Source organism: Pelagimonas varians (assembly GCF_003208435.1).
GTDB lineage: Bacteria > Pseudomonadota > Alphaproteobacteria > Rhodobacterales > Rhodobacteraceae > Pelagimonas > Pelagimonas varians.
On the sequence record NZ_QKMF01000005.1, the window covers coordinates 131,189 to 155,334 of the forward strand.

Sequence of the window (24,146 nt, forward strand, 5' to 3'; positions counted from 1 at the left end):
CCAATCGCCAGTTATTCGGCAGCAATGGCCAATCCGTGCACAACTGCGGCAAAGACTTCGGCATCTTCTTGCCGTGCGTTTGGCAGGCACGCAGACAGCGTTTCGCGGATAACTCCCATCAGGCTAGAGCCGCCGACGAAAACCACCATGTCAACACTGTCTGGGCTGCAGTCGGCATCAGTCAAAGTATCCAGTGCGCATTGACCGATCTCGCCCGCGAAGCCGGCCAGTGCAGCCTGCATAACATCGTGCCGTAATTCCGCGCCAAGGCCACGTTCGACAACATCCAGCCCGATATGCCCGGAACCGGTGCCATTGGCAGCGATTTTTCCGGCTTCAACCGCGTAGGCAATGTCATGGCCCAAATGGGCCTCCAAAACTTCGCCCAAGCGTTCAAAGAGCACGGGTTCTGTGGCTAAACGTTCCCAGCGGCGGACTTCTCGAAGCAAGGCGGGATCATATACAAATGCGATTTTTTCCCAACTGGCCAGATCGTGGAACATAGCGCGCGGTGCCGCGTGGGTGGCGTTGCCGAACTCTGCGCCGATATGGGCCCCATATCCTAGCAAAGGCATGGCGTGGTTCAGGTTCAAGACCCGGTCAAAATCTGTTCCACCTATCCGCAGGCCGCGGCTGGCCAAAACCTGTGTTTGACCGTTTTTACGATCACACAAAGTGAAATCCGAGGTGCCGCCGCCAATATCGACGATCAGCATTCGGCCGTTGCCTGCAACCGCAAGCGCGGCTGCTTCGGGCTCTGGCAGAAATTCGACGTCTTTGAAGCCGGCCAACAAATAGGCGTCGCGCAGATCTTGTTCAGCTTGCGCATCGCGTTCGGCTGATGCCGAATGGAAATGAACGGGGCGGCCAGACATCGCTGTGTTAAATGTCATCCCTGTGAATTTCTCTGAACGGGTTCGAATTTCAGTTAGAAACCGGGCGATGATTTCAATCAGCGTCAGACGTTCATTCAAAAAGCTGCGGGATTCGCGGGCCAGTGGTGTGCCAAGGATGCTTTTGAGGGCGCGCAAAAACCGCCCTTCGACACCATTCATCATGGCTTGGGCTGCGGCGCTTCCATAGACATAGCGCCGGTCGGAATAGTCAATAAAAACAGCGGTCGGCAATGTTTCTGCCTCGGGTTCCAGCGGGATCGCAAAAGGGCGGCCCGCCGCCATCACACCGGCTGCGGTGTTTGAGGTTCCAAAATCCAATCCCAGTTTGGCCATGTCGATCCCCGATCTGAAAGTTAGGGGCAATACCCAAGCGCGGGTCGCATGGCAATTCCTTTTCGTGCCCTCTAGGGTAGGACGAAATGACAGTTGGAGGTTTTGCCATGCAGGCATTGATCGTAATTGATATTCAAAATGACTTTTGTCCCGGTGGTGCTCTGGCTGTGGCGGATGGTGATGCGATCATTGACCGGGTCAACAGTTTAATGGAACACGCAGATGCTGTTATTCTGACACAGGATTGGCATCCAGTAGGGCACAGTTCGTTTGCGTCGTCGCATGCGGGTAATGCACCGTTTGAGGTGATCGATATGCCTTATGGTCCGCAGGTATTGTGGCCCGATCATTGTGTGCAAGGCTCTAACGGTGCGGCCTTTCACCCCGATTTGGACGTCAACAAAGCGGAACTGATTATCCGCAAGGGATTCAGATCTGGTGTCGACAGCTACTCGGCGTTTTTTGAAAATGACCATGTAACACCAACCGGCCTCGAGGGGTATTTGCGCAGCAGGGGTATTGACGAACTGGTGATGGTTGGTCTCGCAACGGACTTTTGCGTGAACTTCTCGGCTGTCGACGCGGCGAAGCTCGGGTTTAAGGTCAGCGTTCGCGAAGATTTGTGCCGCGCGATTGATATGGATGGATCTTTGTCGGCAGCCAGAAGCGGCATGCTCGCGGCTGGAATCGCTCTTGTTGATGGGTAGGGTTCGTCCTTGCCGACGCTGGCCGGTGAATTCGGACTTGAGCGATTGTGACTTACTTTCACCTTGGCGTGCGCTTGGCTGCGCCCTAAATAGTAGACATGAAATTTTTTAAAAAACGCCAACCCAAGCCGTCTGGATTCATCGGTGCCCTTGCGCCGGATGTTCCCTTTTACGCAATTGGGGATATCCACGGCAGCGACTTATTATTAGAACGATTGATTCAAAAACTGGCCAATTTGGCTCATCCTGAGGCACGTTTGGTTTGCGTTGGCGATTTCGTTGATCGCGGTGAGCAAAGTGCACAAGTGCTGCACCGTTTGTTCGAAATGCAAAACAATGCGGGCGACTTGATGGTGTGCTTGATGGGCAATCACGAACACATGATGCTCAAGTTTTTGGATGAACCTGTCAGCCACGGTGCGCGGTGGTTGCGTTATGGTGGGCTGCAAACATTGGCTAGCTTTCAGGTCGCCGGACTGCCAGGCAGTTCAGCGACCGAGATGGAATGGATTGCATTGCGTGATCGCTTCCGTGAGGCTCTGGGGCCGGAATTGGAAAACTGGGTGCGTAATTTACCGTCGCATTGGAGAACCGGAAATGTGTCGGTTGTGCACGCGGGGGCCGATCCATCGATGCCGATTGCCGGTCAAGATCGTTCTACACTTTTGTGGGGGCACCCGGACTTTTTCAAAGTGCCGCGCACGGACGGAGAATGGGTTGTGCACGGCCATACCATTGTAGATGTGGCTCAAACAAAAGACGGCCGTATCTCTGTTGACACGGGTGCCTATGCAACCGGTAAGCTGACCGCCGCCTTGGTTGAGCGCAGCAGGGTCAGCTTAATAGTCGGTTGAACGCTATAGCGCGCCGAGAACGGAAGTTTCCGCTGTACGCAAGAGTGACGGGAACAATTGCTGCAATGCACGGCTCCACTTTGTAATCTGTTGCTCTTCGATGAAGACTACATCATTCGGACGCATCTCCAGCTTTGTCGCAATAATCATATTTGCGGGATTGCGCGCGTCTAGATGGTAGGCAGTTATTGCCGCAAGGTTGTCGCTTTGATCATCTGATCTTAGGACATAAATCTGGCTGGGATCACCTGTTGTCGTGTCGAACCCGCCTTCAGAATAGAGAACGTCCGCCAAGGTAGCATGTTGTTGATACGGCAATTGAAAACGTGCCTGGTTTTCGACTTCACCGGTCAAATAGACATAGTCATGCTTTTCGGCACCCAATTTCGTGCGGAGCTCAAAAAGATCCCGACGTTCTTCCAGAGAATTTCGCTGCAATGCAACCTCGGTTTCGAGAGCTGTCAAAGTTGACTCGCGCGCATCGGTTCGCAACGAAATAATATCAATTTTCGATTTGTAAAACTCTACCGCTCGGTCAAGATCGTAGCTGGTATCTACAAATACGGCATCGCCGTTGAGCAACACTTTGTCTTGCAGGTCTTGGCGGTCAAGATACATGCTCACGGGCATTTCATAGAGGTTCCCGTCCCGATAAACACGAACAACAGCAAATTCTTTATCTCTAACCGAAACCCCGCCCGCGCTGGTCAGGGCAGCAGATAGCGTGAGTTTATTTAGGGTGATAGGGACAAGGGTAGCGCTTTTTACAGCCCCGCCTACAGCGACCTTTTTAGAATGAAATTCAGCCATTTCCAGGCTAAATGACGGATCGATCTGGTTCTGGACGAGAACCTGAAACAGTCTGTCCTCGGCTTCTTGTACAGTCAGTCCGCTAAGCTGCACCGGCCCGACTTCTGGAATAGCGATCGAGCCATCGTCGCGCACGGTGTACCCTTGACGTTGGTTTTGAGCCGCAAGCAAACCCGAAAGCTGTTCGACTGTGGACCCACTGCTTTTTGTTGCCAGAAGTAAGACGTCGCCGACACCAATTTTATAGGGTTCAGGCAATGTATCTGGAAGGGGGCGAAATGTTTGTTGTTTTGGTGTTGTAGATGGCAAATACGGTTCTGCTGGCAAAGCTCCAAGGCCCGGTTGACTGCTACCGGCACCAGCCGCCGCATAAAACACAGCCGGCAAAGCGCGCGGGGTGTAGGGCGATGAGTTGGCCCTAGAGACTTCGGCCGATGTCAGCGGGACAACCGTGACGGGCGAACCGTCTTCCCGCTCTTTCACTTCTGGACTTTGGTAGAGAACACCGCAGCCTGCCGATGCGAGAACAGAAATAAATGCCATTGTTCGCAAAGGTCGGAGGCTTGTTCCAAAGCTACCGATAAGAAGACCAAATCTGTGGGCTTTTGTTCGTGGATCAGCCAATTTGTAGTCCCCCGGGGATTGGGTTGGTAAATGAAGTTGTATGCACAAGGAGATTAAAGCCGCTGCGTTTAATGTCCACATTCTTTAAAGAACTGAACGATGCGACACGACATGTAGTAATTTCGCTGCGTGTCTTTGGCCGATTTTGATACATATGTGCAACATTTAGTGGGCATGTTCGAAGGATGAAAATGACCCTAGCTGCTATGCAATCTGCAGCTAGGGTCATTTTGTATTCTTTTGACGGCGTCGCAAATGCCGGTTTCCGGCTGCGCAGTATTAAGCTCCGGCTCGGCGTGCAACGACCGAAAGTGTCCGCCAAAAAATCCACATTTCAAGGCCAAATCCGCGATGCGTGATGTAGTACAGGTCCGCCTGAACTTTGCGCCGTGTTGCGGTTGTACCTTCAATATAACCCAGTTCAGTCTGCGCCAAGCCACTGATACCCGGCCGCACCATATGGCGCTCGCGGTATCCAGGGATTGTCTGCAGATACTCTTCCGCGTGATCAATGAAGTCAGGGCGTGGACCGATCAAGCTCATATCGCCCATCAGAACGTTCAAAATTTGCGGTAATTCATCCAGCCGACTTTTACGCAGAAAATGCCCAAGTGGCGTGATGCGGTCCAACTCGAGCGGATCATCAGCTGAGCGGGTAATTTTGGTAACTTTGCGCATCGACCGGAATTTGATGGCTTGAAAGCTTTTGCAGCCCCTGCCCATCCGTTTTTGAACAAAGAAAATAGAGCCTTGATTGAGAAATGGATTGAGCACCAAAAGCACCAAAATGGCACCCAACAGGCCTGGAAGCAGCGCAATGCTAACCATGATATCGAAGCTGCGTTTGAATACACGGAAGAACGTGCTGCCCAAAGAAAGTTCGGTGTGGGACACGTGTCCAGTGGTACCGGACGCGCTGTTTAGCATTGTGGAATCAAACACCTTTGCACCCTCTGATTTAATTTAAATTCAATTGATTTTCTGGGAAAAACACCCAGACGACTATTCTTTGGAATAGCTGGATGGGTGTCTTTAAGTCAATTAAGAATACGTTAACCTTTTGCGACGGCTGCCGCGTTTTTGAGCAGCTTGGCCGACGATTTATCGGTCCAGTTGAGTGGAGGTGGACGAATGTTCGGAAGGGTTTTTGCGGCAAGTTGTTAAAAATAGTAATAAAAATTTTTCTTTCGGCCCCCTCTGCGAAGTGTGACATCGACATGACAGGCAACTTTCGATCGTTAACTATATCGTTTGATTCTTTTGGGGAATGCCTGAAAATGAAGCAGTACGAGGTGGGAAATGCACTTTAAAAGTGTGTCTGCACTTTAGGTGCAGCCTCAGGCGGGGTCGTTGCGATCCGATTCACCCCATCCAACGGCGTACCGGTGCGGCAGATTTCTCTAGCGGCTGGCAAACGATATCCAACAAGGTCGGTTCTTGTGCCGCAATTGCCTCTGCTAGGGCGATCTCCAGATCTTGAGCGGTTTCGATCCGCCATGATCGAATGCCAAAACCGCGTGCAATCATGGCATGATCCGTACGTTCGAAATCGACGTTGTAATACCTCTTGTCGCAATCCGCATGTTGGCTGGCTTTGATCCATCCAAACGATGCATTGGAAAAAACCAAATAGGTGATCGGAGCGCCAACGCGACGGATGGTTTCCAGTTCGCCGCAGGAAAACCCAAAGGACCCGTCGCCCATCATCGCCACAACTTTTCGATCAGGTTGCCCGAACCATGCGCCGAGTGCGGCGGGCAACGCATAGCCCAAAGCGCCATGCGCCCGATTGGTAATGTAATGCCGGCCGGGAAACTTTTGTTGAGAGTACGCGTTATAATAAGGGCAGCTTGTGCCGGGGTCCGAAACGACGGTGGCTGTGTCCGGCATCAGTCTGTTCAGTGTATCGATGATCCGTTCGGGCCGCAAAGGCACCTGTTCGTCCGCCGCAAGTTTGGCGAAGCGCGCAAATTTCCGCGCCTTGATGTCGGCGATATGTTTGGCCGCCCCGAAAGTGGGAAGGTCCGGGATCGCGTCCAGCGCGCGGTTCAGCGCGGTCAACACAAGTTTCAGGTCTCCAACAACGCCAACTTCGGTCTGATAATTGGCACCGATTGTCATTGGGTCGCTGTCGAAATGTATAATACGGGTGTTGGCACTCGGGGCTTCCCAGCGGGACGTCGTGGTTGATCCCGCGCGGCACCCCATAAAGACAACGAGGTCGGCGGCCTCCATCATTTCCCATGTCTCGTCTGTGCCGCCGTTAGACCCGACGACGCCCAAAGATTGCGGATGGGTGTCCGCCAAAGAGCCTTTGCCTGAAATCGAGGTTGCAACGGCAAGGTCGAGGCGTGTTGCCAGATGGTCTAGCTCGTCCATCGCACCTGAGATGACGATACCACCACCGCATATCACCAAAGGTTGGCGTGCGGATAGCAATGCGGCGGCGGCATCTTGAACCGATTGCCCGTCGGGCCCTGACCGATATGCCGGAAATGTCGCGTGTTGTGGATCACCCCAGACGTCGTCGCTAGGAACCGGATCATATAGGATGTCATAGGGCAGGCCCAAATGGGCGGCACCGCTTCGGCCGGTTGTCATGGCCCGAAATGCCTGCCGCACCATGCGTGGAATTTGATCGGCGCGTTTGATGACGGTATTGAATTTGGTCAGTGGTTTCATCAAGGCGTCTTGGTCGACCTCGGTCAGAGGAAACTTTCCGTAGGATCCGACCGAAATATCGGTGGTGATGGCCAGTACGGCATAAGAGCTTTCGTTGGCTTCGATCAGGCCGGGTAGAATGTAGGTTGCCCCACCACCAGACGGGCCTTCGCAGACTCCAACCCGGCCCGTCACACGGGCATACCCATCGGCCATATATGCGGCATGGCGTTCATCGCGCACCAAAACATGTGTGATGCCATGATCCAGATTTCGCATTGCATCATAGAACGGCAGTGTGGTGTCCCCACAAAGGCCGAAAATATGGGTCACCCCGTGCGCTTCAAGGCTGCGGACCATAGCCTGTGCGCCAGTCATTGAATTGCTTGCTTCGGTCATTGGCTGTCTCATTGAAGTGAGTGGTGTGTTCCAAGCTGTATACAGCATGTGATGCGCAAATGTCTACAAACCATTTGCGCTGGCCCGCCAAGATGCCCTATGTCTAGGCCAAGCAACTGAAGGGGCCGCAAATGGCCAATAGCGTCGACAGCATTTATGGGCAGGTCCGCGAAATGGCCGCCAATTTTGAATTCAAACCAGAAGAGCGAATCAACGAAAGCGCCCTGTCCAAGGCGCTTGGCGCAAGCCGGACGCCGCTGCGTGAAGCGCTCAACAGATTGGTGGCCGAAGGGCTTCTATACGCGCAAGACGGCAAAGGCTTCTTTTGTCGTTCGCTAAGCCCCGAAAAGATCTTACATCTTTATGAGCTGCGCGAAGCCATCGAAACGCATGCCGGTAGACTGGCCGTAGCGCGGGCAAGCGACGACGAATTACGTGAGCTCCGCGACTACTTGAAAAGCAGCCAAAACGAATACGTTCCGGGAACGCCGCCCCACAGGCTGGCGGAAATGGACGAAGGGTTTCACATGCGCGTGGTTGGGCTGGCACACAACCCGGAGCTGGTTCGGGCGCTGCAAAATATCTATGTGCAAATCCGCTATGTGCGCCTGATCGCGATCCGCAACAAGCTGGACCTGACACACACCGCGCATTCCGGAATTCTAGAAGCTTTGATGGACCGGAATGCGGATTTGGTCACCCAGCGGTTGGCCGATCATGTGCGCACCAGCAACGAAGAGGCGACGCAGACTGTGCGGCAGGCCTATTCGCAACTCTATGTTCCCAGTTAAAAAGGCGGGCGAATGTCGTTTCAATATGGCGGAAAAACAGTTTACGGGGCGACGCTCGGCATATTGATGCTGGAGACGCGGTTTCCACGGATATTGGGTGATCTGGGCAATGCGGGCACCTTTCCATTTCCTGTTCAATATCGGGTGGTGCGCGGGGCAAGTCCGGACAAAGTTGTGCGGCAAAACCCAATGGACTTGGTCGATGACTTCATCTCGGCGGGTAAGGATCTGGTTGCCTCCGGCTGTGACGGGCTGACCACCAACTGCGGATTTTTAGCCTTGATCCAAGATCGGTTGGCGCAAGAGGTTGGCGTACCGGTTGCCACATCTTCGTTGATGCAAATTCCGATGGTTCAGGCCCTACTGCCTTCCACCAAACGGGTTGGCGTTCTGACAATTTCCGAAGCGACATTGACCCCGGCCCATCTGTTGGCGGCAGGGGTTGGCGATCCGGCGCAGGTTCCCATTGTTGGAACCGCAGCGGGCGGTGAATTCACCACCCGAATTTTGGGTGACCACCTGGAGATCGACTTTGAACGCTGTCGCCAAGACATGGTGGATGCAGCAAATCGATTGATGGCAGAGCATAGAGACATCGGCGCAATCGTTTTGGAATGCACCAATATGACGCCCTATGCTGCGGATATTCGCAAAATCACCGGATTGCCGGTCTATTCGGTCTATACGCTGGCCCGCTGGTTCCACCAATCTTTGGAACCAGACGCCTTTGCACTGAATTTGGCTGACCCACGCCGCGGTTGAAAGGGGGTTAGCCCCCCTTCTTTTTCATCGCATTTTGTAGCGCGGCCCCAAAGGCACCCGTTCCGCCTGAATTGCCGCCCTTGGGGCCGCTACGATAGGATTGCCCGCCCTTGGGCCCGTTGTTTTGTGGCTTTGGGCTGCGGGCAGGGCGCTCGGACCGGTCGCTTTGGGCTGCACCGCCGTCTTTGCGCATCGACAGGCCGATCCGTTTGCGCGGAACGTCAACTTCGGTCACGCGCACTTTGACCACGTCACCGGCTTTGACAACTTCATGTGGGTCTTTGACAAAACGGTCCGCCAATTGGCTGACATGGACCAAACCGTCTTGGTGGACGCCAACGTCAACAAAGGCCCCGAAGGCCGCAACGTTGGTGACTGTACCCTCTAGGGACATGCCCGGGCGCAAATCTTTGATGTCTTCGATGCCATCCGCAAAGCTGGCGGTTTTGAAGCTGGGGCGCGGATCGCGGCCGGGCTTTTCCAATTCCTCAAAAATGTCGCGCACGGTTGGAAGGCCAAAGCGATCACTTACAAATTGCTCTGCCCGAAGGCTGCCCAGTGCCATGTCATCGCCAGCAATGGCCCGCAAATCACGACCACAAGCCTGTACGATTTTGCGCGCAACGTCATAGGCTTCGGGGTGAACCGAGGATGCATCCAGCGGTTCTTTTCCGTCGCGAATGCGCAAAAATCCAGCGCATTGTTCAAAGGCTTTGGGGCCCAGTCCGGCAACTTTCAGCAAAGCTTTGCGCGATAGGAATGCGCCGTTGCCATCGCGGTGATCCACAATGGATTGCGCAAGGCTGGGGCCCAGTCCGGCAACATGCGCAAGCAATGGCGCAGAGGCCATATTGAGATCAACACCAACAGCATTCACCGCGTCTTCGACCACGGCCTCAAGGGTTTTGGCCAATCGGCGCTGATCGACGTCATGCTGATATTGGCCAACGCCGATGGACTGCGGTTCGATCTTGACCAGTTCAGCCAGTGGATCTTGCAACCGGCGGGCAATCGAAACCGCCCCGCGCAAGGATACGTCCAGATCAGGAAATTCCCGCGCCGCCAGCTCAGAGGCGGAATAGACCGACGCGCCGGCTTCGGAGACAATAACCTTGGTCGGGGCTTTGACACCTTGCGGCAGCAGTTTCAGCGTATCGGCAACAAGGCGTTCGGTTTCGCGGCTGGCGGTGCCGTTGCCGATGGCCACAAGGTCGATGTTATGGCGGGTGATCAATTCAATGATTTTGGCTTCGGAGCCGCGTACATCCATTTTCGGCTGAAAGGGGTAGATGGTCGCGGTGTCCAGAACTTTGCCAGTTGCGTCCACCACCGCAACTTTGACGCCCGTTCGGATGCCGGGATCAAGCCCAAGCGTGGCGCGGGGGCCAGCAGGTGCGGCCAACAGCAAATCTTTTAGGTTGCGGGCGAACACCAGAATGGCTTCTTCATGGGCACGTTGGCGCAGGTCTGTCAGCAGATCCATATACATCGACAAGCTAAGCTTGATCCGCCAGGTCCAAGATGCCATTTTGCGCAACCACGCATCGCCGGGGCCGTCGCCGCGAATACCGATGGCCGCACCAATGATCGCTTCGGCCCGCGGCACACCGGTTTCTTTGTCCGGTGCGATATCGATGGTCACGATTTCCTCTTTCGAGGCGCGCAAAATCGCCAAGGCGCGGTGTGGCGCAATGCTGCTCCATTTTTCGGAGTGGTCGAAATAATCGCTGAACTTGGCCCCTGCTTGTTCTTTGCCTTCGCTGACGCGGGACGACATGATCGCCTCTTGCTTCATAAACTCGCGCAAGCGTCCCAGCAGATCGGCGTTTTCTGTCAACCGCTCACCCAAGATATCGCGCGCACCGTTCAAGGCAGATTTCACATCCGCAACGGCGTCAGACAGATAGCCCTTTGCCAGCACTTCCGGATCCGCTTGGCGATCGTTGAGAATACCGTCCAGTAGCGGCTCCAATCCGTTTTCGCGGGCAATCATCGCCTTTGTCCGGCGCTTTGTTTTGTAGGGCAGATAGATGTCTTCGAGGCCGGATTTGGTGTCTGCCGCAGCAATGGCGCGGGCCAGAGTATCGGTTAGCTTGTCCTGTTCCTTGATGGATTTCAGGATCGTGGCCCTCCGCGCTTCCAGGTCGCGTAAATACGTCAGCCGGTCGGACAGGTTTCGCAATTGTGTATCATCCAGCCCGCCGGTCGCTTCTTTGCGGTAGCGGGCGACAAACGGCACAGTCGCCCCGCCGTCCAACAGCTCTACAGCGGCATTGACCTGATTGGCAGCAGCCCCGATTTCGGTGGCGATGGTGCGGGCGATACGGGTTGCGGTCTGATCCAAAACACACTCCTGAACTTGGGTCGGAAGAGAGTGATAGCCGTTGCTTGGCGCGGCTCCAAGGGGGAAAGCGCTGATTGCGAAGATCACAAAGATTCATCAGAAAGGGGCTTGCGCTGCACAGGCCCCAACCTGCCTAATCAATAGGCAATCGTATAGGGCGGCAAAGCTGATGCCACACGCCCAGCACGCCATATCAACAATCACGGAGAGACGACGATGACCGCTGACTTCATTGACCATATGACCCGTGAGATTGAGATGCTGATGCAAACAGGTCTTTACAAAACGGAACGTGTGATCACCAGCAAACAGGGCGGCACTGTCGCGCTGGATACGGGCCGCGAGGTGATTAACCTATGTGCCAACAACTATCTGGGATTGTCTGATCATCCTGATCTGATTGAGGCCGGGCGCGATGCGCTGAGCCGCTATGGCTATGGAATGTCGTCGGTTCGATTCATCTGCGGCACCCAAGAAGAACATAAAGAGTTAGAGGCGCGCCTTGCCCGTTTCTTGGGGTTTGAGGACACGATCCTTTATTCCAGCTGTTTTGACGCGAATACCGGTCTGTTTGAAACCCTGCTTGGCCCCGATGATGCAATCATTTCCGACGCGCTGAATCATGCTTCGATCATCGACGGTGTGCGTTTGTGCAAGGCAAAGCGTTTCCGCTACGCCAATTCCGATATGGATGATCTCGAAGCGCAGTTGCGGGCGGCAACGGCCGCAGGCGCGCGGTTTAAGATGATTGCCACGGATGGGGTGTTTTCGATGGATGGTTTTATCGCCAAGCTGGGGCAGATTTGTGATCTGGCTGACAAATACGGCGCGATGGTCATGGTCGATGATAGCCACGCAGTGGGATTTGTCGGGGCAACAGGGCGCGGCAGTATCGAGCATTGCAATGTAATGGGGCGGGTCGATGTTATCACCGGAACACTGGGCAAAGCGCTGGGCGGTGCTTCGGGTGGGTATACCTGCGCCAAACGCGAAGTTGTTGACTGGCTGCGGCAGCGATCCCGCCCCTATCTGTTTTCCAACACATTGGCACCGGTGATTGCGCAAACCTCTATCAAAGTGCTCGATATGCTTGAGGCGTCAACCGAACGGCGGGATCAAGTGATGCAGCATGCAGCCCATTTTCGGGCGCGCATGTCGGGTGCGGGATTTGACTTGTTGCCCGGTGAACATCCGATCATTCCGGTGATGCTGCGCGATCCGAAATTGGCACAAGAGATGGCGAAGCGCTTGGACGCCAAGGGTGTGTATGTCGCCCCTTTCAGTTTTCCGGTTGTGCCCAAGGGGCAAGACCGCATTCGGACCCAAATGTCCGCCGCACTCAGCCGCGCAGAGCTGGATCACGCTATCGACGCCTTCATCGATGTTGGCCGAGACATGAACATTATCGGGGGGGCGTCCAATGAGCAATGAAATGAAAGCACTGGTGAAGGCCAAGGCGGAGCCCGGTCTTTGGATGGAACGTGTGCCTGTGCCCGAGCCCGCACCGGACGAGGTGCTGATCAAGGTCAGAAAGTCGGCTATTTGCGGAACGGATGTTCACATCTGGAAATGGGATGAGTGGTCAGCCAAAACCGTTCCGGTGCCCATGGTTGTCGGGCATGAGTTTTGTGGCGAGATCGTAGATTGCGGCGCGGCTGCGTCGAAATACAAGATCGGCCAGAGGGTGTCTGGCGAAGGCCACATTGTCTGCGGAACCTGCCGCAATTGTCGGGCAGGGCGTGGGCAGTTGTGCCGCAATACCTTGGGTGTCGGGGTTCACCGATCCGGATCATTTGCCGAATACCTGTGTATTCCAGAAAGCAACGTGGTGCCGATCCCCGACGATATTCCCGATGAAATTGCCGCAATTTTTGACCCGTTTGGGAATGCTGTACATACAGCTTTGTCTTTTGATTTGGTCGGCGAGGACGTGTTGGTCACCGGAGCGGGGCCAATAGGGATCATGGGTGCCCTGGTGGCGCAAAAGGCGGGCGCACGCAAAGTGGTGATCACGGATATTGCGCCCTACCGCCTTGATCTGGCACGCCGTTTGGGGGTGCAGCATGTGGTGGATGTCAGCCAAACAAAACTGCTCGACCTGATGCCGCAAATCGGCATGACCGAAGGTTTCGACGTCGGGTTGGAAATGTCGGGGGCAGCGCCTGCGATGCGCCAAATGATCAACCGGATGAACAATGGCGGCAAGATCGCCTTGTTGGGCATCGCACCCACAGAATTTGCGGTCGATTGGAACGAGATCATTTTCAAGATGCTCACGGTCAAAGGTATTTATGGCCGTGAAATGTATGAAACCTGGTACAAAATGATTGCTCTGGTGCAATCGGGCTTGGATCTGACTGACCTGATCACACACCGCATTTCGATTGATGACTATGAGGCGGGATTCGCCGCGATGGTTTCGGGCGAAGCTGGAAAGGTTGTGATGGATTGGGGGTAAAAGCTGCAATGCAAAGAGGGCATGTTTCCAAGAGGAGGCATTGCCCAAAAGCCCGTAGCGATTGACCGTCAGGAGGTTTTTGTATTTAACGTAAATAGATTGTTGCAAGTGAAACCAAATTGTGGACCCCTGAATGTCACAAACGCTTAGCCAGCTCGAAGCATTCTTTCCGTACCGGTTTGCTGTTGCTGCAGAGCGGTTTTCGCGGAATTTGATGGATGTCTACGGCAAGTCCTATGGGCTGAGCCGCGAAGAATGGCGTCTTTTGTTTTTGTTGTCACAAGCCGAAGAAATTGCATCGAATGAGCTGGCCCAGCGCACAACCTTGGACAAGGTGCAGCTGTCCCGTGCGTCCAAACGGCTGGCAGACAAGGGGCTGATTACCCGCGAAGTAGCGGCAAATGACCGGCGTTTGAAGCTGTACAAATGTACCGACAAAGGCCGGAGCCTGTTTGAAGAAATCAAGCCTCAGGTTGATGCCCGCGCGCACGAAATTCTGGCGGCGATGGATGGCGACGCGCGTGTCGCATTGCAGACTGGTATGCGCGAACTGCTCAAGGCGCTTGATGCACCCGAGCAGGGGGGCGAGGATCAAACGGCCCCGTAGCTTGTATCTTTGAGGGCTGGTTCTGGTCATAGTGGGGCTTTTGAGCACAAGGAATGCGCCATGCTACCCCCACCTGAGCCGCCTGAACGCCGCTATGTGGATTTTATTGCAGATTCGTCGCGGTGGGCGTCAGTGGTTGCGCGCAGTGGTGATGTTATCGTCTCCACACCGCCAAAATCGGGGACCACATGGACGCAAAGTATTCTTGCTTTGTTGATCGCAGGTGATCCGAATGTGAACGCAGATGTTTCGATGAAATCACCGTGGATCGATATGACATTCCGGCCAATCGAACAGGTTTTGCAGCGGATTGAGGCGCAAACCACCCGCAGGCATTTCAAAAGCCATTCGCCTCTCGATTGCCTGCCATTTTGGAAGGGGGTGCGGTATATCACCGTCTATCGGCACCCGATTGATGTTCATTTCTCGTTTCAAGCCCACAACGCCAACATCAAAGCTGAAATCGGTGGGCCTGACAAAACCGGCTCAGTGCAAGAGGCTTTCCATAAGTTCCTGACAGCGCAAGAGGATCACGTCTGCCTGTCCTCCATTGTCGACCATTACAAAAGTGCCTTGGCGCGCGACAGGTATGAAAACTGTCTACGGTTGCACTACAAAGATATGTCGCGCGATCTGCCAAAAACGTTCGGCCAAATTTCCGATCATACGGGGTTGTCTCATTCTTCCGACATGATGGCCCAGTTGATCAAGGCGGCGCAGTTCGAAAACATGCGCGCGAACGCCGACAGGTTTACCCCGTCAGCTGGACAAGGCTTTTGGAAAAATGACGCGCATTTTTTCGATAGTGGGACCAGCAACAAATGGGAAGGCAAGCTGACAAAGGATGATTTGGCGGCCTACGACGCCGAGGTTTCAAAACTGCTTTCGCCATCAGAGCGGCGTTGGCTGGAATGGGGCAGTGCTGCTGCCTAATGCGGAGTCTGGTCGGGATGCGCGGCGGCAAACGCCGGAATCTGTGCCAAGGCCGCCGAAATGCGGCGCAGTTTTGGCATCGGGCCCAGATCCACATCCCAGCGTTGCGCGTTGTAGATCTGTGGCATCAGGCAGATGTCCGCTAAGGAAACCTGTTCGTCAAAGCAATAGTCACCTTCACCGACCATCTGTTCAACGGCAGCCAACCCCGGTGTGATAAAGTGCTGCATCCAGCTTTGCATGGTGATGGTGCCCTCCGATTGGGCGCTGGCAAACTTGGCGACACCTAGATTGCAGACCGGATGGATCTCCATGGCGATCGCATGGGAAATGGCTCTGATGCGGGCGCGTGAAACCGGATCGGCAGGCAGCAACCCCAACGCGCGTGTTTCATCAAGATATTCGATGATTGCAACCGATTGCGTCAACATCAGCCCGTCAATTTCAAGCGCAGGAACCAACCCTTGCGGATTGCGGGCCAAATGCGGCTGCGATTTGTGCTGGGCCTCAAGCAAATCCACCACTTGGCTTTTCCAAGCTTCACCCGTTAGCCCAAGTGCAATGCGCACCCGGTAGCTGGCCGAAGACCGCCAGTAATCGAATAGGGTGATCATAGATCTGCGTCTTTCATTAGTTCGTCCAATGCGGTCTGTAAGCCCGGCACCTTATCCATCAGTTGCGCTTCAAGTTGGCGCTGATAAGCCTGAGCCAGCGGTACAAGATCGCCAACCAGTTTCGCGCCTTTGGGGGTCAATTCCAACTGCAACAGCCGTCGATCATTGCTGTCGATTTCCTTGGTCAGATATCCGGATTCCTGAAGGCGGCTCACCGCGCGGCTGACCTTGGATTTTTCCATGCTGACGCGTTTTTCGATATCGCGAACCGACGTGCTGTCCGAATAAGCCAGATTGACCAGCACCCGCCATTCCGCAATCGAGATTCCGTATTTTTCACGATACTGGGTTGAAAGCTCGTTGCTGAGTCGGGTCGCGATAACTGCAAACCGATAGGGCAAATAGCGGTCTAGATCGAAATCAGGGAGGGAGTCGGACATAGAGCAGCCTTCAAACACGAGCATTTTCCTAAGTTTGCGCCAAGAGTCGTTTCATTTGCAACAAATTTGTTGACATCGTTGCATTCGCAACGAAATATGTGGCCAAGCGAAATGCGCGAAGGAGGATTTTCAATGACCCACCATGAACTGCCCGCAAGCATGATCCGCGCCAAGGATACGGTTGGCACAACCGCAGGCTACATGCCCGGTTTCGGCAATGACTTTGAAACCGAAGCGCTGCCCGGCGCGCTGCCACAGGGAATGAATTCGCCGCAGCGTTGCAATTATGGCCTGTACGGAGAGCAGTTGACAGGCACCGCCTTCACAGCGCCAAGCCATCAAAATGAACGCACATGGTGCTACCGCATTCGCCCATCGGTCAAGCACAGTTCACGCTATAGCAAAATCGATCTACCCTATTGGAAATCCGCACCCTGCGTTGATCCGGATGTGATTTCACTGGGTCAATACCGCTGGGATCCTGTCCCACATGGCGAGGGCCTGACATGGCTGACGGGCATGCGCACCATGACCTCTGCCGGTGATGTGAACACTCAGGTCGGCATGGCCACGCATATCTATCTGGTCAATGAATCCATGGTGGACAGCTATTTCTTTTCAGCCGATTCCGAACTGTTGGTCGTGCCACAAGAAGGCAAACTGCGGTTTTGCACCGAACTGGGTGTGATCGACATCGAGCCGCAAGAAATCGCAATTCTTCCACGTGGATTGGTTTATCGGGTTGAGGTTCTCGAAGGTCCGTGCCGCGGCTTCGTGTGCGAAAACTACGGTCAAAAGTTCGACCTACCCGGCCGTGGGCCGATTGGTGCAAACTGCATGGCCAACCGCCGCGATTTCAAAACGCCGGTCGCAGCCTATGAAGACCGCGAAGTGCCCTCTACCATGACCATCAAATGGGCAGGGCAATTCCACAGTTGCAAGATTGATCAATCGCCGTTGGATGTTGTTGCATGGCATGGCAACTACTGTCCGGTGAAATATGATCTCAAAACCTACTGCCCCGTTGGATCGATCCTGTTTGACCACCCCGATCCTTCGATTTTCACCGTTTTGACTGCCCCATCTGGCGTCGAAGGTACAGCGAACATTGACTTCGTTTTGTTCCGCGAACGCTGGATGGTGATGGAAGACACGTTCCGCCCGCCTTGGTATCACAAGAACATCATGTCCGAACTCATGGGTAATATCTACGGCCAGTATGACGCAAAACCGCAAGGGTTTATTCCCGGTGGCGTGTCACTGCACAACATGATGCTGCCACACGGGCCTGACCGCGATGCTTTTGACAAGGCATCCTATTCCGAGCTGGGGCCAGAAAAACTGGACAATACAATGTCCTTTATGTTTGAAACCCGCTTTCCGCAGCATTTGACCGCATTCGCGGCGACCGAAGCCCCGCTGCAAGACGAGTACATTGATTGTTGGTCCACCATCGAAAAGAAATTCGACGGCACGCCGGGTAAGAAGTAAATAAAACGGGGGGTGCCCCCCGATGCACCGGGATCCTGTCAATGAAAAGGACCCCGGCCGTTCCCTGTTATTCGAAAGGTCCACCATGCCTCTTCTAAAGTCCTGGGTCGAAAGCGCCAACACGCCCGACACCGATTTCCCTCTGAACAACCTGCCGTATGGTGCGTTTAAAACCGAAGAGGATGAAACCCATTGCGGAGTTGCAATCGGTGATATGATTCTGGACGTCACGGCCTTGGAAGAGGCCGGAATTTTAATGCCGGCCGCTGAGGAAGACGAAGTATTCTTCTTTGGCGACTGGACCGACTTTATGGCCATGGGGCCGGATGTCTGGGCGGCGTTTCGCACGGCTTTGACGGCACTTTTGTCCGAAGAAAACGGCGACGCCCCTGAGCTTGTGCCGTTTTTGGTTCCCCAAATTGGCACGCAGCTGGTCATGCCATTTGCCGTTAGTGAATACACCGATTTCTATGCGGGCAAGCATCACGCGATGAATATCGGAACGATCCTTCGCGGTGCCGATAACGCCCTGCCGCCAAACTGGTTGTCGATCCCAACGGGCTATAATGGCCGCGCGTCGTCTGTTGTTGTGTCCGGCACCGATGTCCGCCGCCCATGGGGTCAGCTAAAGGGGCCCAACGACGAACTTCCTCGCTTTGCGCCCTGTGCGCGTCTTGATCTTGAGCTTGAGATGGGGGCCATTGTCGGCACCTGCTCCGAAGGGATGGTCAATGTGCAACAAGCGGATGACATGATTTTCGGCTACGTGTTGCTGAACGACTGGTCCGCGCGCGACATCCAAGGTTGGGAATACCAGCCTCTTGGGCCGTTCCAGGCCAAAGCCACCGCAACCACACTTTCTCCATGGATTGTGACTAAAGCCGCGCTGGAAGGTTTTCGGACCTCCACCCCTGAGCGCGAGCGTGAATTGCTGCCTTACCTGACAGAGCCGGGTCCAATGTTGTATGACATTGAGCTGGAAGTGACCCTTGCGCCTGAGGGCAAGGATGCAACAACCATTGCACGCACCAACTACAATGAGATGTACTATTCAGCCGCTCAGCAGCTATGCCATCACACGACGTCAGGTTGCCCAATGAACACTGGCGATTTGCTGGGGTCTGGCACCATCTCTGGTCCAAACAAAGAGAACCGGGGATCGCTGATGGAACTCAGCTGGGGCGGGAAAGAGCCTCTGACGCTGGATACCGGCGAAACGCGCACCTTCCTTGAGGACGGCGATACGCTTACCCTTAAAGGCGCTGCGCAAGGCGACGGTTTCCGGATCGGCTTTGGGTATTGCGAGGGCAAAATCCTGCCCGCTAACGAAAAACCGCACGCCTAAGCTTCATCTTGCCAAATAAACTCCCGCCGGAGGCTCCCGCACTCTCCTCTGGCGACCCATAGAAAAGGACATCCCATGGCCAAGGCATTTGCATCTGCAGGCGATATGGAAGCCAAGAAAACCTCTTTCACCCAAATCGGCGAGGGGCTCTACGCCTTTACCGCTGAAGGTGATCCAAACACCGGCGTGATCATCGGTGACGACAGCGTGATGATCATAGAAGCCCAAGCGACGCCGCGACTTGCGCGTAAGGTTCTGGAATGTGTGCGCGAAGTTACGGACAAGCCGATCAGCCATCTGGTTTTGACACATTACCACGCTGTTCGCGTGCTCGGCGCGTCGGCCTATGGTGCCAAAGAAATTATCATGTCTGATACTGCGCGGTCGATGGTAGCCGAACGTGGCCAAGAGGACTGGGATAGTGAATTTGACCGCTTCCCGCGCTTGTTTGAAGGGCACGAAGAAATTCCCGGTCTGACGTGGCCAACCACGACTTTCAGCGACAGCATGACCGTTTACCTTGGCAACCGCCGCGTTGACATCATGCATCTTGGCCGTGCTCATACCGCTGGAGACGCCGTTGTTTGGGTCCCTGATCAAGAAGTCATGTTCACCGGCGATATCGTCGAATACCATTCGGCCTGTTATTGCGGCGACGGGCATTTCGGCGATTGGGAAGACACCCTGATGAACATCGCTGAATTCGAACCCAAGAGCATCGCGCCGGGTCGCGGTGACGCTTTGGTTGGCGAAGAAATGGTGGAAAAGGCCATTGCCGCCACCGCTGATTTTGTGCGCTCAACTTACAAACCTGTGGCCAAGGTTGTGGCGCGCGGCGGATCTCTCAAAGAAGCATGGGATGCGTGCCGCGCCGAATGCGACCCCAAGTTCAATGATTACGCGATTTATGAGCATTGCCTGCCCTTCAACGTCGCCCGCGCCTATGACGAAGCCCGCGGCATCGACACCCCCCGCGTCTGGACCGCACAGCGCGACAAAGACATGTGGGACGCTTTGCAGGACTGATGTTTTGAATTGGTGGTTGCTCAGTGAATACACCTTTGCCGCAGCATTTCTGTTGCTGTGGCTTGGGTTCGCGATCTGCGCTGTTGTTTACTTGATTCAGTTTTTCAAACTGTGTTGACCATTTGAAAATTCACTAAGCAATCAAAGTCACGCAATGATCCAAGCAGGACGCATTCTACGAACACACTGGATTGGGCGTGTCGCCAATGTGCCGCTCGCGCTTGGTACATTGGCTTTGATCCTCTCAGGATGTTTCGCTCTGAGTGCAGTGATTGCGGCAAAAAAACGGGTGATGCCTTTTGGCGTTGCATTATGATGGAGGAGGACACCATGTTTGAGGACCGCTATTCATTAGCCTTCAAGCTATATCCATATGAGAAAAGCGCCGATCAGGATGCCGCTAGCCCGGTGCGCCATCCGGTTGTGATCATGGGCGGCGGGCCAATTGGTATCGCCACAGCGCTTGATCTGGGCCTGCAGGGTATTCCGGTCGTTGTGCTGGATGATCACGAAGGCATCGGCATGGGCAGCCGTGCCATTTGTTTTGCCAAGCGTAGCCTTGAAATTGCAGATCGCTATGGCTGTGGTGATCCGATGCTAGAAAAAGGTGTGGTCTGGAACGTCGGAAAGGTGTTCCACAAAGAGGGGCAGGTGTATGAATTCAACTTGCTTCCCGAAGAGGGTCACAAATATCCGGCCTTTATCAACCTTCAGCAACCGTATTTCGAAAAGTTTATTGTTGATCGCGTCCGCGAGGCGCAGGCCGCAGGTGCGCCGATTGAACTGCGCGGTAAAAACCGCGTCGATAACATCACCGAGTTTGACGATTATGTTGAACTGGCAATCTCGACCCCCGATGGCGACTACAAGATTAAGGCTGATTGGCTGATTGGTGCAGACGGCGCGGCAAGCCCGCTGCGGGGGATGTTGGGCCTCGATTTCCAAGGTCGGGTTTTCCAAGACAGTTTCTTGATTGCCGACATCAAAATGACGGCCGATTTCCCGACCGAACGCTGGTTCTGGTTTGAACCGTCACATGGGTCTGGTGCCTCTACCTTACTGCACAAGCAGCCTGACAACACATGGCGGATCGATTTCCAGATCGGCTGGGATGTGGACCGCAAAGAAGAGATGAAAGAAGAAAACATCCGCCGTCGCTTGGACGCGATGCTGGGGGATGTGGACTATGAAATGGTCTGGTCCTCGATCTATACCTTCCAGTGCAAACGCATGGACAAGTTCCGCCACGGCCGGGTTTTGTTTGCTGGGGATTCCGCCCATCAAGTATCGCCATTCGGCGCGCGCGGAGCCAATTCGGGCATGCAGGACGTGGATAATCTGGGATGGAAACTCGGCTTGGTAATCAAGGGTGATGCGCCCGATAGCCTGCTCGACTCTTACTCCGAAGAAAGGGTGTACGGGGCGGAGGAAAACATCCTCAATTCCACCCGCGCAACGGATTTCATCACGCCAAAATCCAAAGCCAGTCACATTTTCCGCAATGCGGTTTTGTCTTTGGCCGGCGATTACCCGTTTGCGCGCCCATTGGTCAATTCAGGGCGCCTGTCGGTGCCATGCACCTATGATGGTTTGTCCTTGAACGGGCCGGATATGTTGACGGGTGGACCGGCTCGGACACGGGTCGGCAGCGCATGCCCCGATGCACCGCTGGTAGACGGATTTCTGTTGTCTCAACTGGGCAACGGATTTCAAATTCTGACGATCGATGCAGATGCGCTGGACAGTTTGATTGAAGACGGCGTTGGTGCGAAGCAGCTTAAACTGTCGTCCGCCGACGACCCAACCGGAGCATTGGCAGAACGCTACTTGGGTGACGCCACGTCTGCTGTTTACCTGATCCGCCCCGATCAGCATGTCGCGGCCCGATGGGACAGATTTGATGAGACAGCCGTTCGCGCAGCGCTGCGGACCGCATGCGGCAAGGAGGCCTAAGGTATGACCAAGAATGTCACAATAACCCCTAATATTGCGGACCCTGACGGGTTTTATGCCAAGCTGATCAATATGCATGACGGTCTTATTGATGAAGAAAGCGCCGCGCTGAATGCGCGCCTTTTGCTGATCTTGGCCAATCATATCGGGGATCGTGCTGTGCTGGACGAGGCAATGGAAATGGCCGCGAAGTCTTAATCTATGGTCCGTCCGCCCAAATCAGACTTGCTTTGCCGAAAATGGTCGGGAGAGCTGTTGTGAAAGTGCATTTGCCAAAACACAAAAACGCCGCCAAAGCGTGAACCTTGGCGGCGTTGAAAATTTTTGTGCAGTCGGTGTTTAGCCAGCAAAGCCTTGGATCGTTAGGAAGATCACCGCAGACAAACCGGCAGCTGCAGGTACGGTAATAACCCAAGCTGCGATGATGGTCATGAAGTGGGACCGGCGCACCAACTTGCGGCGACGGCGCTCTTCTCGGGTCAATTGCACACGGTCAGGCACCGATTGGCGGGCTTTGCGCAGGCGACGCTCTGCATCCCATTCGCGGAAAAAGCCAACACCAAAGACGCCGCCAACAGCAATGTGGGTCGAGCTGACAGGCAGTCCAAGCCAGCTGGCAACAATCACAGTGATCGCCGCAGACAAGGCAACACAATAGGCACGCATCGGGTTCAGTTTGGTGATTTGGCTGCCCACCATGCGGATCAGTTTTGGCCCGAATAAGAACAAGCCAAAGGAAATCCCGAAGGCCCCGATGATCATCACCCAAATTGGGATAGAGATGGCTTGGGTAAAGCTGCCGGATTCAGAGGCTTGAACAATAGCGGCCAGCGGTCCAACGGCATTTGCGACATCGTTGGCCCCATGCGCAAAGCTCAGCAAAGCGGCGGATACGACCAGCGGGATGCCAAACAAAACCTTGAGTGATTTGTTGCGGTTTTCCAATCCTTGGGACTGGCGGCGAATGATAGGGATCATCACCAGCCAGACTGCGATACCCATCGCGAGACCGATGGTAAGAGCCATTGTGATGTCGATCTTGATGATTTTCTTGAGCCCTTTGAGCGCAAGGTAAGAGGCAAACGCCCCCGCCATGATGCCAACAAGAACCGGAACCCATTTACGCGCAGCTTCGATTTTGTCGTCTTGGTAAACGATCCGCGATTTGATCAACCACAAAAAGCCGGCAGCCACCAATCCACCTAGAACGGGTGAAATGACCCAGCTTGCTGCAATTGTGCCCATTGTGCCCCATGCCACGGCTCCGAAACCGGCTGCGGCAATACCTGCGCCCATTACGCCGCCGACCACCGAATGGGTTGTCGACACGGGCGCGCCGACCCAAGTGGCTAGGTTCACCCACAAAGCAGAGGACAAAAGCGCCGACATCATAGCCCAAATGAACACTTCCGAAGTTTGCATGCTGTCTGGTGCGATAATGCCTTTGGCAATCGTTTTGACAACATCACCGCCCGCCAAAAGCGCTCCGGCGCTTTCAAAGATCGCGGCGATTGCGATTGCACCGCCCAATGTCAGGGCGTTTGCGCCCACGGCGGGGCCCATATTGTTGGCAACGTCATTTGCACCGATGTTCAGCGCCATATAGGCACCCAGTCCGGCCGCGATAACAACGATCATGCTGTTGTTGGAATTGCCAAAGAACAGCATGGCCACCAAGCCGGCCATCACAATAAAGACGAGGGCAATACCGGACCCCACAAAGGGTCGCCCAACATAGGTCGTTGCACTTTCCAGCGATGAAAACCGACCCAGATCGCGGTCCAGCGTTTCCAGATGGCGTGGTTCGAAGTCTTTGTTTGTCATGGTCCCCTCACCGTCACAAATTTGTTGCATTCGGTAGTCGCCCTGCGTGGCCAAATCAACCATGGACACCCCTGTCGAGCTTTGCCGGAAACCGTTGAATGACAGTGCGCTTATTTTGCATCATTTGGGGCGGCTTTGGCGGCACTTTGGCTTCCAATGGTTGAGCTGATCATCACGACCACCCTTTCGCGGGGCAAAAAACGTCGAATCAATTTCGGCCGGATGGGCAATTGTTTTTCCAACTGGTCAAAGAGCCACTGGACAGTCGACCTGT

21 protein-coding genes are annotated in these 24,146 nt (G+C 54.5%); 13 read left to right on the forward strand and 8 right to left on the reverse strand.

The genetic code is table 11. The annotated features are described in order from the left end of the window. Positions 1 to 11: 11 nt before the first annotated feature. Positions 12 to 1,229, reverse strand: a complete 1,218-nt coding sequence (locus C8N36_RS08420) for an Hsp70 family protein (RefSeq protein WP_097804270.1) — start codon at positions 1,227 to 1,229, stop codon at positions 12 to 14. A gap of 107 nt (positions 1,230 to 1,336) precedes the next feature. On the opposite strand from C8N36_RS08420, the gene pncA reads away from it, so the two are divergent. Both pncA and C8N36_RS08430 read left to right on the forward strand, forming a co-directional pair. Beyond that, on the forward strand, positions 1,337 to 1,936 hold the full coding sequence (gene pncA, locus C8N36_RS08425) for a bifunctional nicotinamidase/pyrazinamidase (RefSeq protein ID WP_097804448.1): 600 nt from the start codon (positions 1,337 to 1,339) through the stop codon (positions 1,934 to 1,936). A 98-nt stretch (positions 1,937 to 2,034) separates the two neighbouring features. Further along, on the forward strand, positions 2,035 to 2,790 hold the full coding sequence (locus C8N36_RS08430; protein ID WP_097804271.1) for a metallophosphoesterase family protein: 756 nt from the start codon (positions 2,035 to 2,037) through the stop codon (positions 2,788 to 2,790). A 3-nt stretch (positions 2,791 to 2,793) separates the two neighbouring features. Here C8N36_RS08430 and C8N36_RS08435 read toward each other — a convergent pair whose 3' ends face one another. The 3 genes from C8N36_RS08435 to C8N36_RS08450 form a co-directional block, all read right to left on the reverse strand. Next, the gene (locus C8N36_RS08435) at positions 2,794 to 4,224 is read right to left on the reverse strand and encodes a polysaccharide biosynthesis/export family protein (RefSeq protein WP_245910766.1); all 1,431 of its coding nucleotides are present in this window, start codon (positions 4,222 to 4,224) and stop codon (positions 2,794 to 2,796) included. A 279-nt stretch (positions 4,225 to 4,503) separates the two neighbouring features. Beyond that, positions 4,504 to 5,166, reverse strand: coding sequence for a sugar transferase (locus C8N36_RS08440; protein ID WP_245910767.1), 663 nt, complete (start codon positions 5,164 to 5,166; stop codon positions 4,504 to 4,506). Between the two features lie 420 nt (positions 5,167 to 5,586). Continuing rightward, positions 5,587 to 7,284 (reverse strand): thiamine pyrophosphate-binding protein, encoded by a 1,698-nt coding sequence (locus tag C8N36_RS08450; RefSeq protein WP_211318232.1) that lies wholly within the window; start codon positions 7,282 to 7,284, stop codon positions 5,587 to 5,589. A gap of 131 nt (positions 7,285 to 7,415) precedes the next feature. Between C8N36_RS08450 and C8N36_RS08455 the strand changes: the two genes are divergently transcribed. Together C8N36_RS08455 and C8N36_RS08460 are read left to right on the forward strand one after the other, a co-directional pair. Further along, positions 7,416 to 8,075 (forward strand): GntR family transcriptional regulator, encoded by a 660-nt coding sequence (locus C8N36_RS08455; protein ID WP_097804274.1) that lies wholly within the window; start codon positions 7,416 to 7,418, stop codon positions 8,073 to 8,075. Between the two features lie 12 nt (positions 8,076 to 8,087). Then, positions 8,088 to 8,837: an aspartate/glutamate racemase family protein gene (locus C8N36_RS08460; protein WP_097804275.1), complete on the forward strand. Its 750-nt coding sequence runs from the start codon at positions 8,088 to 8,090 to the stop codon at positions 8,835 to 8,837. A gap of 7 nt (positions 8,838 to 8,844) precedes the next feature. Here C8N36_RS08460 and C8N36_RS08465 read toward each other — a convergent pair whose 3' ends face one another. Beyond that, positions 8,845 to 11,181 carry a Tex family protein gene (locus tag C8N36_RS08465; RefSeq protein WP_097804451.1) on the reverse strand — a complete coding sequence of 779 codons (2,337 nt, stop codon included), beginning with the start codon at positions 11,179 to 11,181 and terminating at the stop codon, positions 8,845 to 8,847. 216 nt (positions 11,182 to 11,397) lie between these two features. Here C8N36_RS08465 and C8N36_RS08470 point away from each other — a divergent pair, with 216 nt between their 5' ends. From C8N36_RS08470 to C8N36_RS08485, 4 genes are all read left to right on the forward strand, one after another. Continuing rightward, entirely contained in the window at positions 11,398 to 12,612 is a 1,215-nt protein-coding gene (locus C8N36_RS08470) for a glycine C-acetyltransferase (RefSeq protein WP_097804276.1), read from the forward strand. A gap of 1 nt (position 12,613) precedes the next feature. Then, positions 12,614 to 13,639 carry an L-threonine 3-dehydrogenase gene (gene tdh, locus C8N36_RS08475; protein ID WP_211318234.1) on the forward strand — a complete coding sequence of 342 codons (1,026 nt, stop codon included), beginning with the start codon at positions 12,614 to 12,616 and terminating at the stop codon, positions 13,637 to 13,639. Positions 13,640 to 13,772: 133 nt separating this feature from the next. Beyond that, positions 13,773 to 14,246, forward strand: a complete 474-nt coding sequence (locus C8N36_RS08480; protein WP_097804278.1) for a MarR family winged helix-turn-helix transcriptional regulator — start codon at positions 13,773 to 13,775, stop codon at positions 14,244 to 14,246. A gap of 60 nt (positions 14,247 to 14,306) precedes the next feature. After that, complete coding sequence (locus tag C8N36_RS08485) at positions 14,307 to 15,179, forward strand: sulfotransferase domain-containing protein (RefSeq protein ID WP_097804279.1); 873 nt, start codon at positions 14,307 to 14,309, stop codon at positions 15,177 to 15,179. Here the strand turns inward: C8N36_RS08485 and maiA are convergent. Beyond that, a complete protein-coding gene (gene maiA / locus C8N36_RS08490; protein WP_097804280.1) occupies positions 15,176 to 15,793 on the reverse strand; it encodes a maleylacetoacetate isomerase in 618 nt (205 codons plus the stop codon). The two genes, C8N36_RS08485 and maiA, sit on opposite strands and share 4 nt — an antisense overlap. Then, on the reverse strand, positions 15,790 to 16,233 hold the full coding sequence (locus C8N36_RS08495; RefSeq protein WP_097804281.1) for a MarR family winged helix-turn-helix transcriptional regulator: 444 nt from the start codon (positions 16,231 to 16,233) through the stop codon (positions 15,790 to 15,792). The genes maiA and C8N36_RS08495 overlap by 4 nt, the downstream gene beginning before the upstream one ends. A gap of 132 nt (positions 16,234 to 16,365) precedes the next feature. Here C8N36_RS08495 and hmgA point away from each other — a divergent pair, with 132 nt between their 5' ends. The 5 genes from hmgA to C8N36_RS08520 all read left to right on the forward strand — a co-directional run bounded on the left by hmgA (position 16,366) and on the right by C8N36_RS08520 (position 22,246). Then, positions 16,366 to 17,724 carry a homogentisate 1,2-dioxygenase gene (hmgA, locus tag C8N36_RS08500; protein WP_097804452.1) on the forward strand — a complete coding sequence of 453 codons (1,359 nt, stop codon included), beginning with the start codon at positions 16,366 to 16,368 and terminating at the stop codon, positions 17,722 to 17,724. 85 nt (positions 17,725 to 17,809) lie between these two features. Beyond that, a complete protein-coding gene (fahA, locus tag C8N36_RS08505) occupies positions 17,810 to 19,069 on the forward strand; it encodes a fumarylacetoacetase (protein WP_097804282.1) in 1,260 nt (419 codons plus the stop codon). A 75-nt stretch (positions 19,070 to 19,144) separates the two neighbouring features. After that, positions 19,145 to 20,095, forward strand: a complete 951-nt coding sequence (locus C8N36_RS08510; protein WP_097804283.1) for an MBL fold metallo-hydrolase — start codon at positions 19,145 to 19,147, stop codon at positions 20,093 to 20,095. Positions 20,096 to 20,425: 330 nt separating this feature from the next. Further along, positions 20,426 to 22,048 carry an FAD-dependent oxidoreductase gene (locus C8N36_RS08515; RefSeq protein WP_097804453.1) on the forward strand — a complete coding sequence of 541 codons (1,623 nt, stop codon included), beginning with the start codon at positions 20,426 to 20,428 and terminating at the stop codon, positions 22,046 to 22,048. A gap of 3 nt (positions 22,049 to 22,051) precedes the next feature. Further along, positions 22,052 to 22,246, forward strand: coding sequence for a DUF2783 domain-containing protein (locus C8N36_RS08520; protein WP_097804284.1), 195 nt, complete (start codon positions 22,052 to 22,054; stop codon positions 22,244 to 22,246). Between the two features lie 141 nt (positions 22,247 to 22,387). Here C8N36_RS08520 and C8N36_RS08525 read toward each other — a convergent pair whose 3' ends face one another. Further along, entirely contained in the window at positions 22,388 to 23,872 is a 1,485-nt protein-coding gene (locus tag C8N36_RS08525) for an inorganic phosphate transporter (protein WP_097804454.1), read from the reverse strand. Positions 23,873 to 24,146 lie beyond the last annotated feature (274 nt).

Bases quoted from the DNA above. Each gene is read 5' to 3' on its own strand.
- C8N36_RS08455 (WP_097804274.1), top strand. From the start codon at position 7,416: ATGGCCAATAGCGTCGACAGCATTTATGGGCAGGTCCGCGAAATGGCC.
- C8N36_RS08485 (WP_097804279.1), top strand. From the start codon at position 14,307: ATGCTACCCCCACCTGAGCCGCCTGAACGCCGCTATGTGGATTTTATT.
- tdh (WP_211318234.1), top strand. From the start codon at position 12,614: ATGAAAGCACTGGTGAAGGCCAAGGCGGAGCCCGGTCTTTGGATGGAA.
- C8N36_RS08480 (WP_097804278.1), top strand. From the start codon at position 13,773: ATGTCACAAACGCTTAGCCAGCTCGAAGCATTCTTTCCGTACCGGTTT.
- maiA (WP_097804280.1), bottom strand. From the start codon at position 15,793: ATGATCACCCTATTCGATTACTGGCGGTCTTCGGCCAGCTACCGGGTG.
- C8N36_RS08460 (WP_097804275.1), top strand. From the start codon at position 8,088: ATGTCGTTTCAATATGGCGGAAAAACAGTTTACGGGGCGACGCTCGGC.
- C8N36_RS08510 (WP_097804283.1), top strand. From the start codon at position 19,145: ATGGCCAAGGCATTTGCATCTGCAGGCGATATGGAAGCCAAGAAAACC.
- C8N36_RS08420 (WP_097804270.1), bottom strand. From the start codon at position 1,229: ATGGCCAAACTGGGATTGGATTTTGGAACCTCAAACACCGCAGCCGGT.
- C8N36_RS08430 (WP_097804271.1), top strand. From the start codon at position 2,035: ATGAAATTTTTTAAAAAACGCCAACCCAAGCCGTCTGGATTCATCGGT.
- C8N36_RS08450 (WP_211318232.1), bottom strand. From the start codon at position 7,284: ATGACCGAAGCAAGCAATTCAATGACTGGCGCACAGGCTATGGTCCGC.
- C8N36_RS08470 (WP_097804276.1), top strand. From the start codon at position 11,398: ATGACCGCTGACTTCATTGACCATATGACCCGTGAGATTGAGATGCTG.
- C8N36_RS08525 (WP_097804454.1), bottom strand. From the start codon at position 23,872: ATGACAAACAAAGACTTCGAACCACGCCATCTGGAAACGCTGGACCGC.
- hmgA (WP_097804452.1), top strand. From the start codon at position 16,366: ATGACCCACCATGAACTGCCCGCAAGCATGATCCGCGCCAAGGATACG.
- C8N36_RS08520 (WP_097804284.1), top strand. From the start codon at position 22,052: ATGACCAAGAATGTCACAATAACCCCTAATATTGCGGACCCTGACGGG.
- C8N36_RS08515 (WP_097804453.1), top strand. From the start codon at position 20,426: ATGTTTGAGGACCGCTATTCATTAGCCTTCAAGCTATATCCATATGAG.
- fahA (WP_097804282.1), top strand. From the start codon at position 17,810: ATGCCTCTTCTAAAGTCCTGGGTCGAAAGCGCCAACACGCCCGACACC.
- pncA (WP_097804448.1), top strand. From the start codon at position 1,337: ATGCAGGCATTGATCGTAATTGATATTCAAAATGACTTTTGTCCCGGT.
- C8N36_RS08495 (WP_097804281.1), bottom strand. From the start codon at position 16,233: ATGTCCGACTCCCTCCCTGATTTCGATCTAGACCGCTATTTGCCCTAT.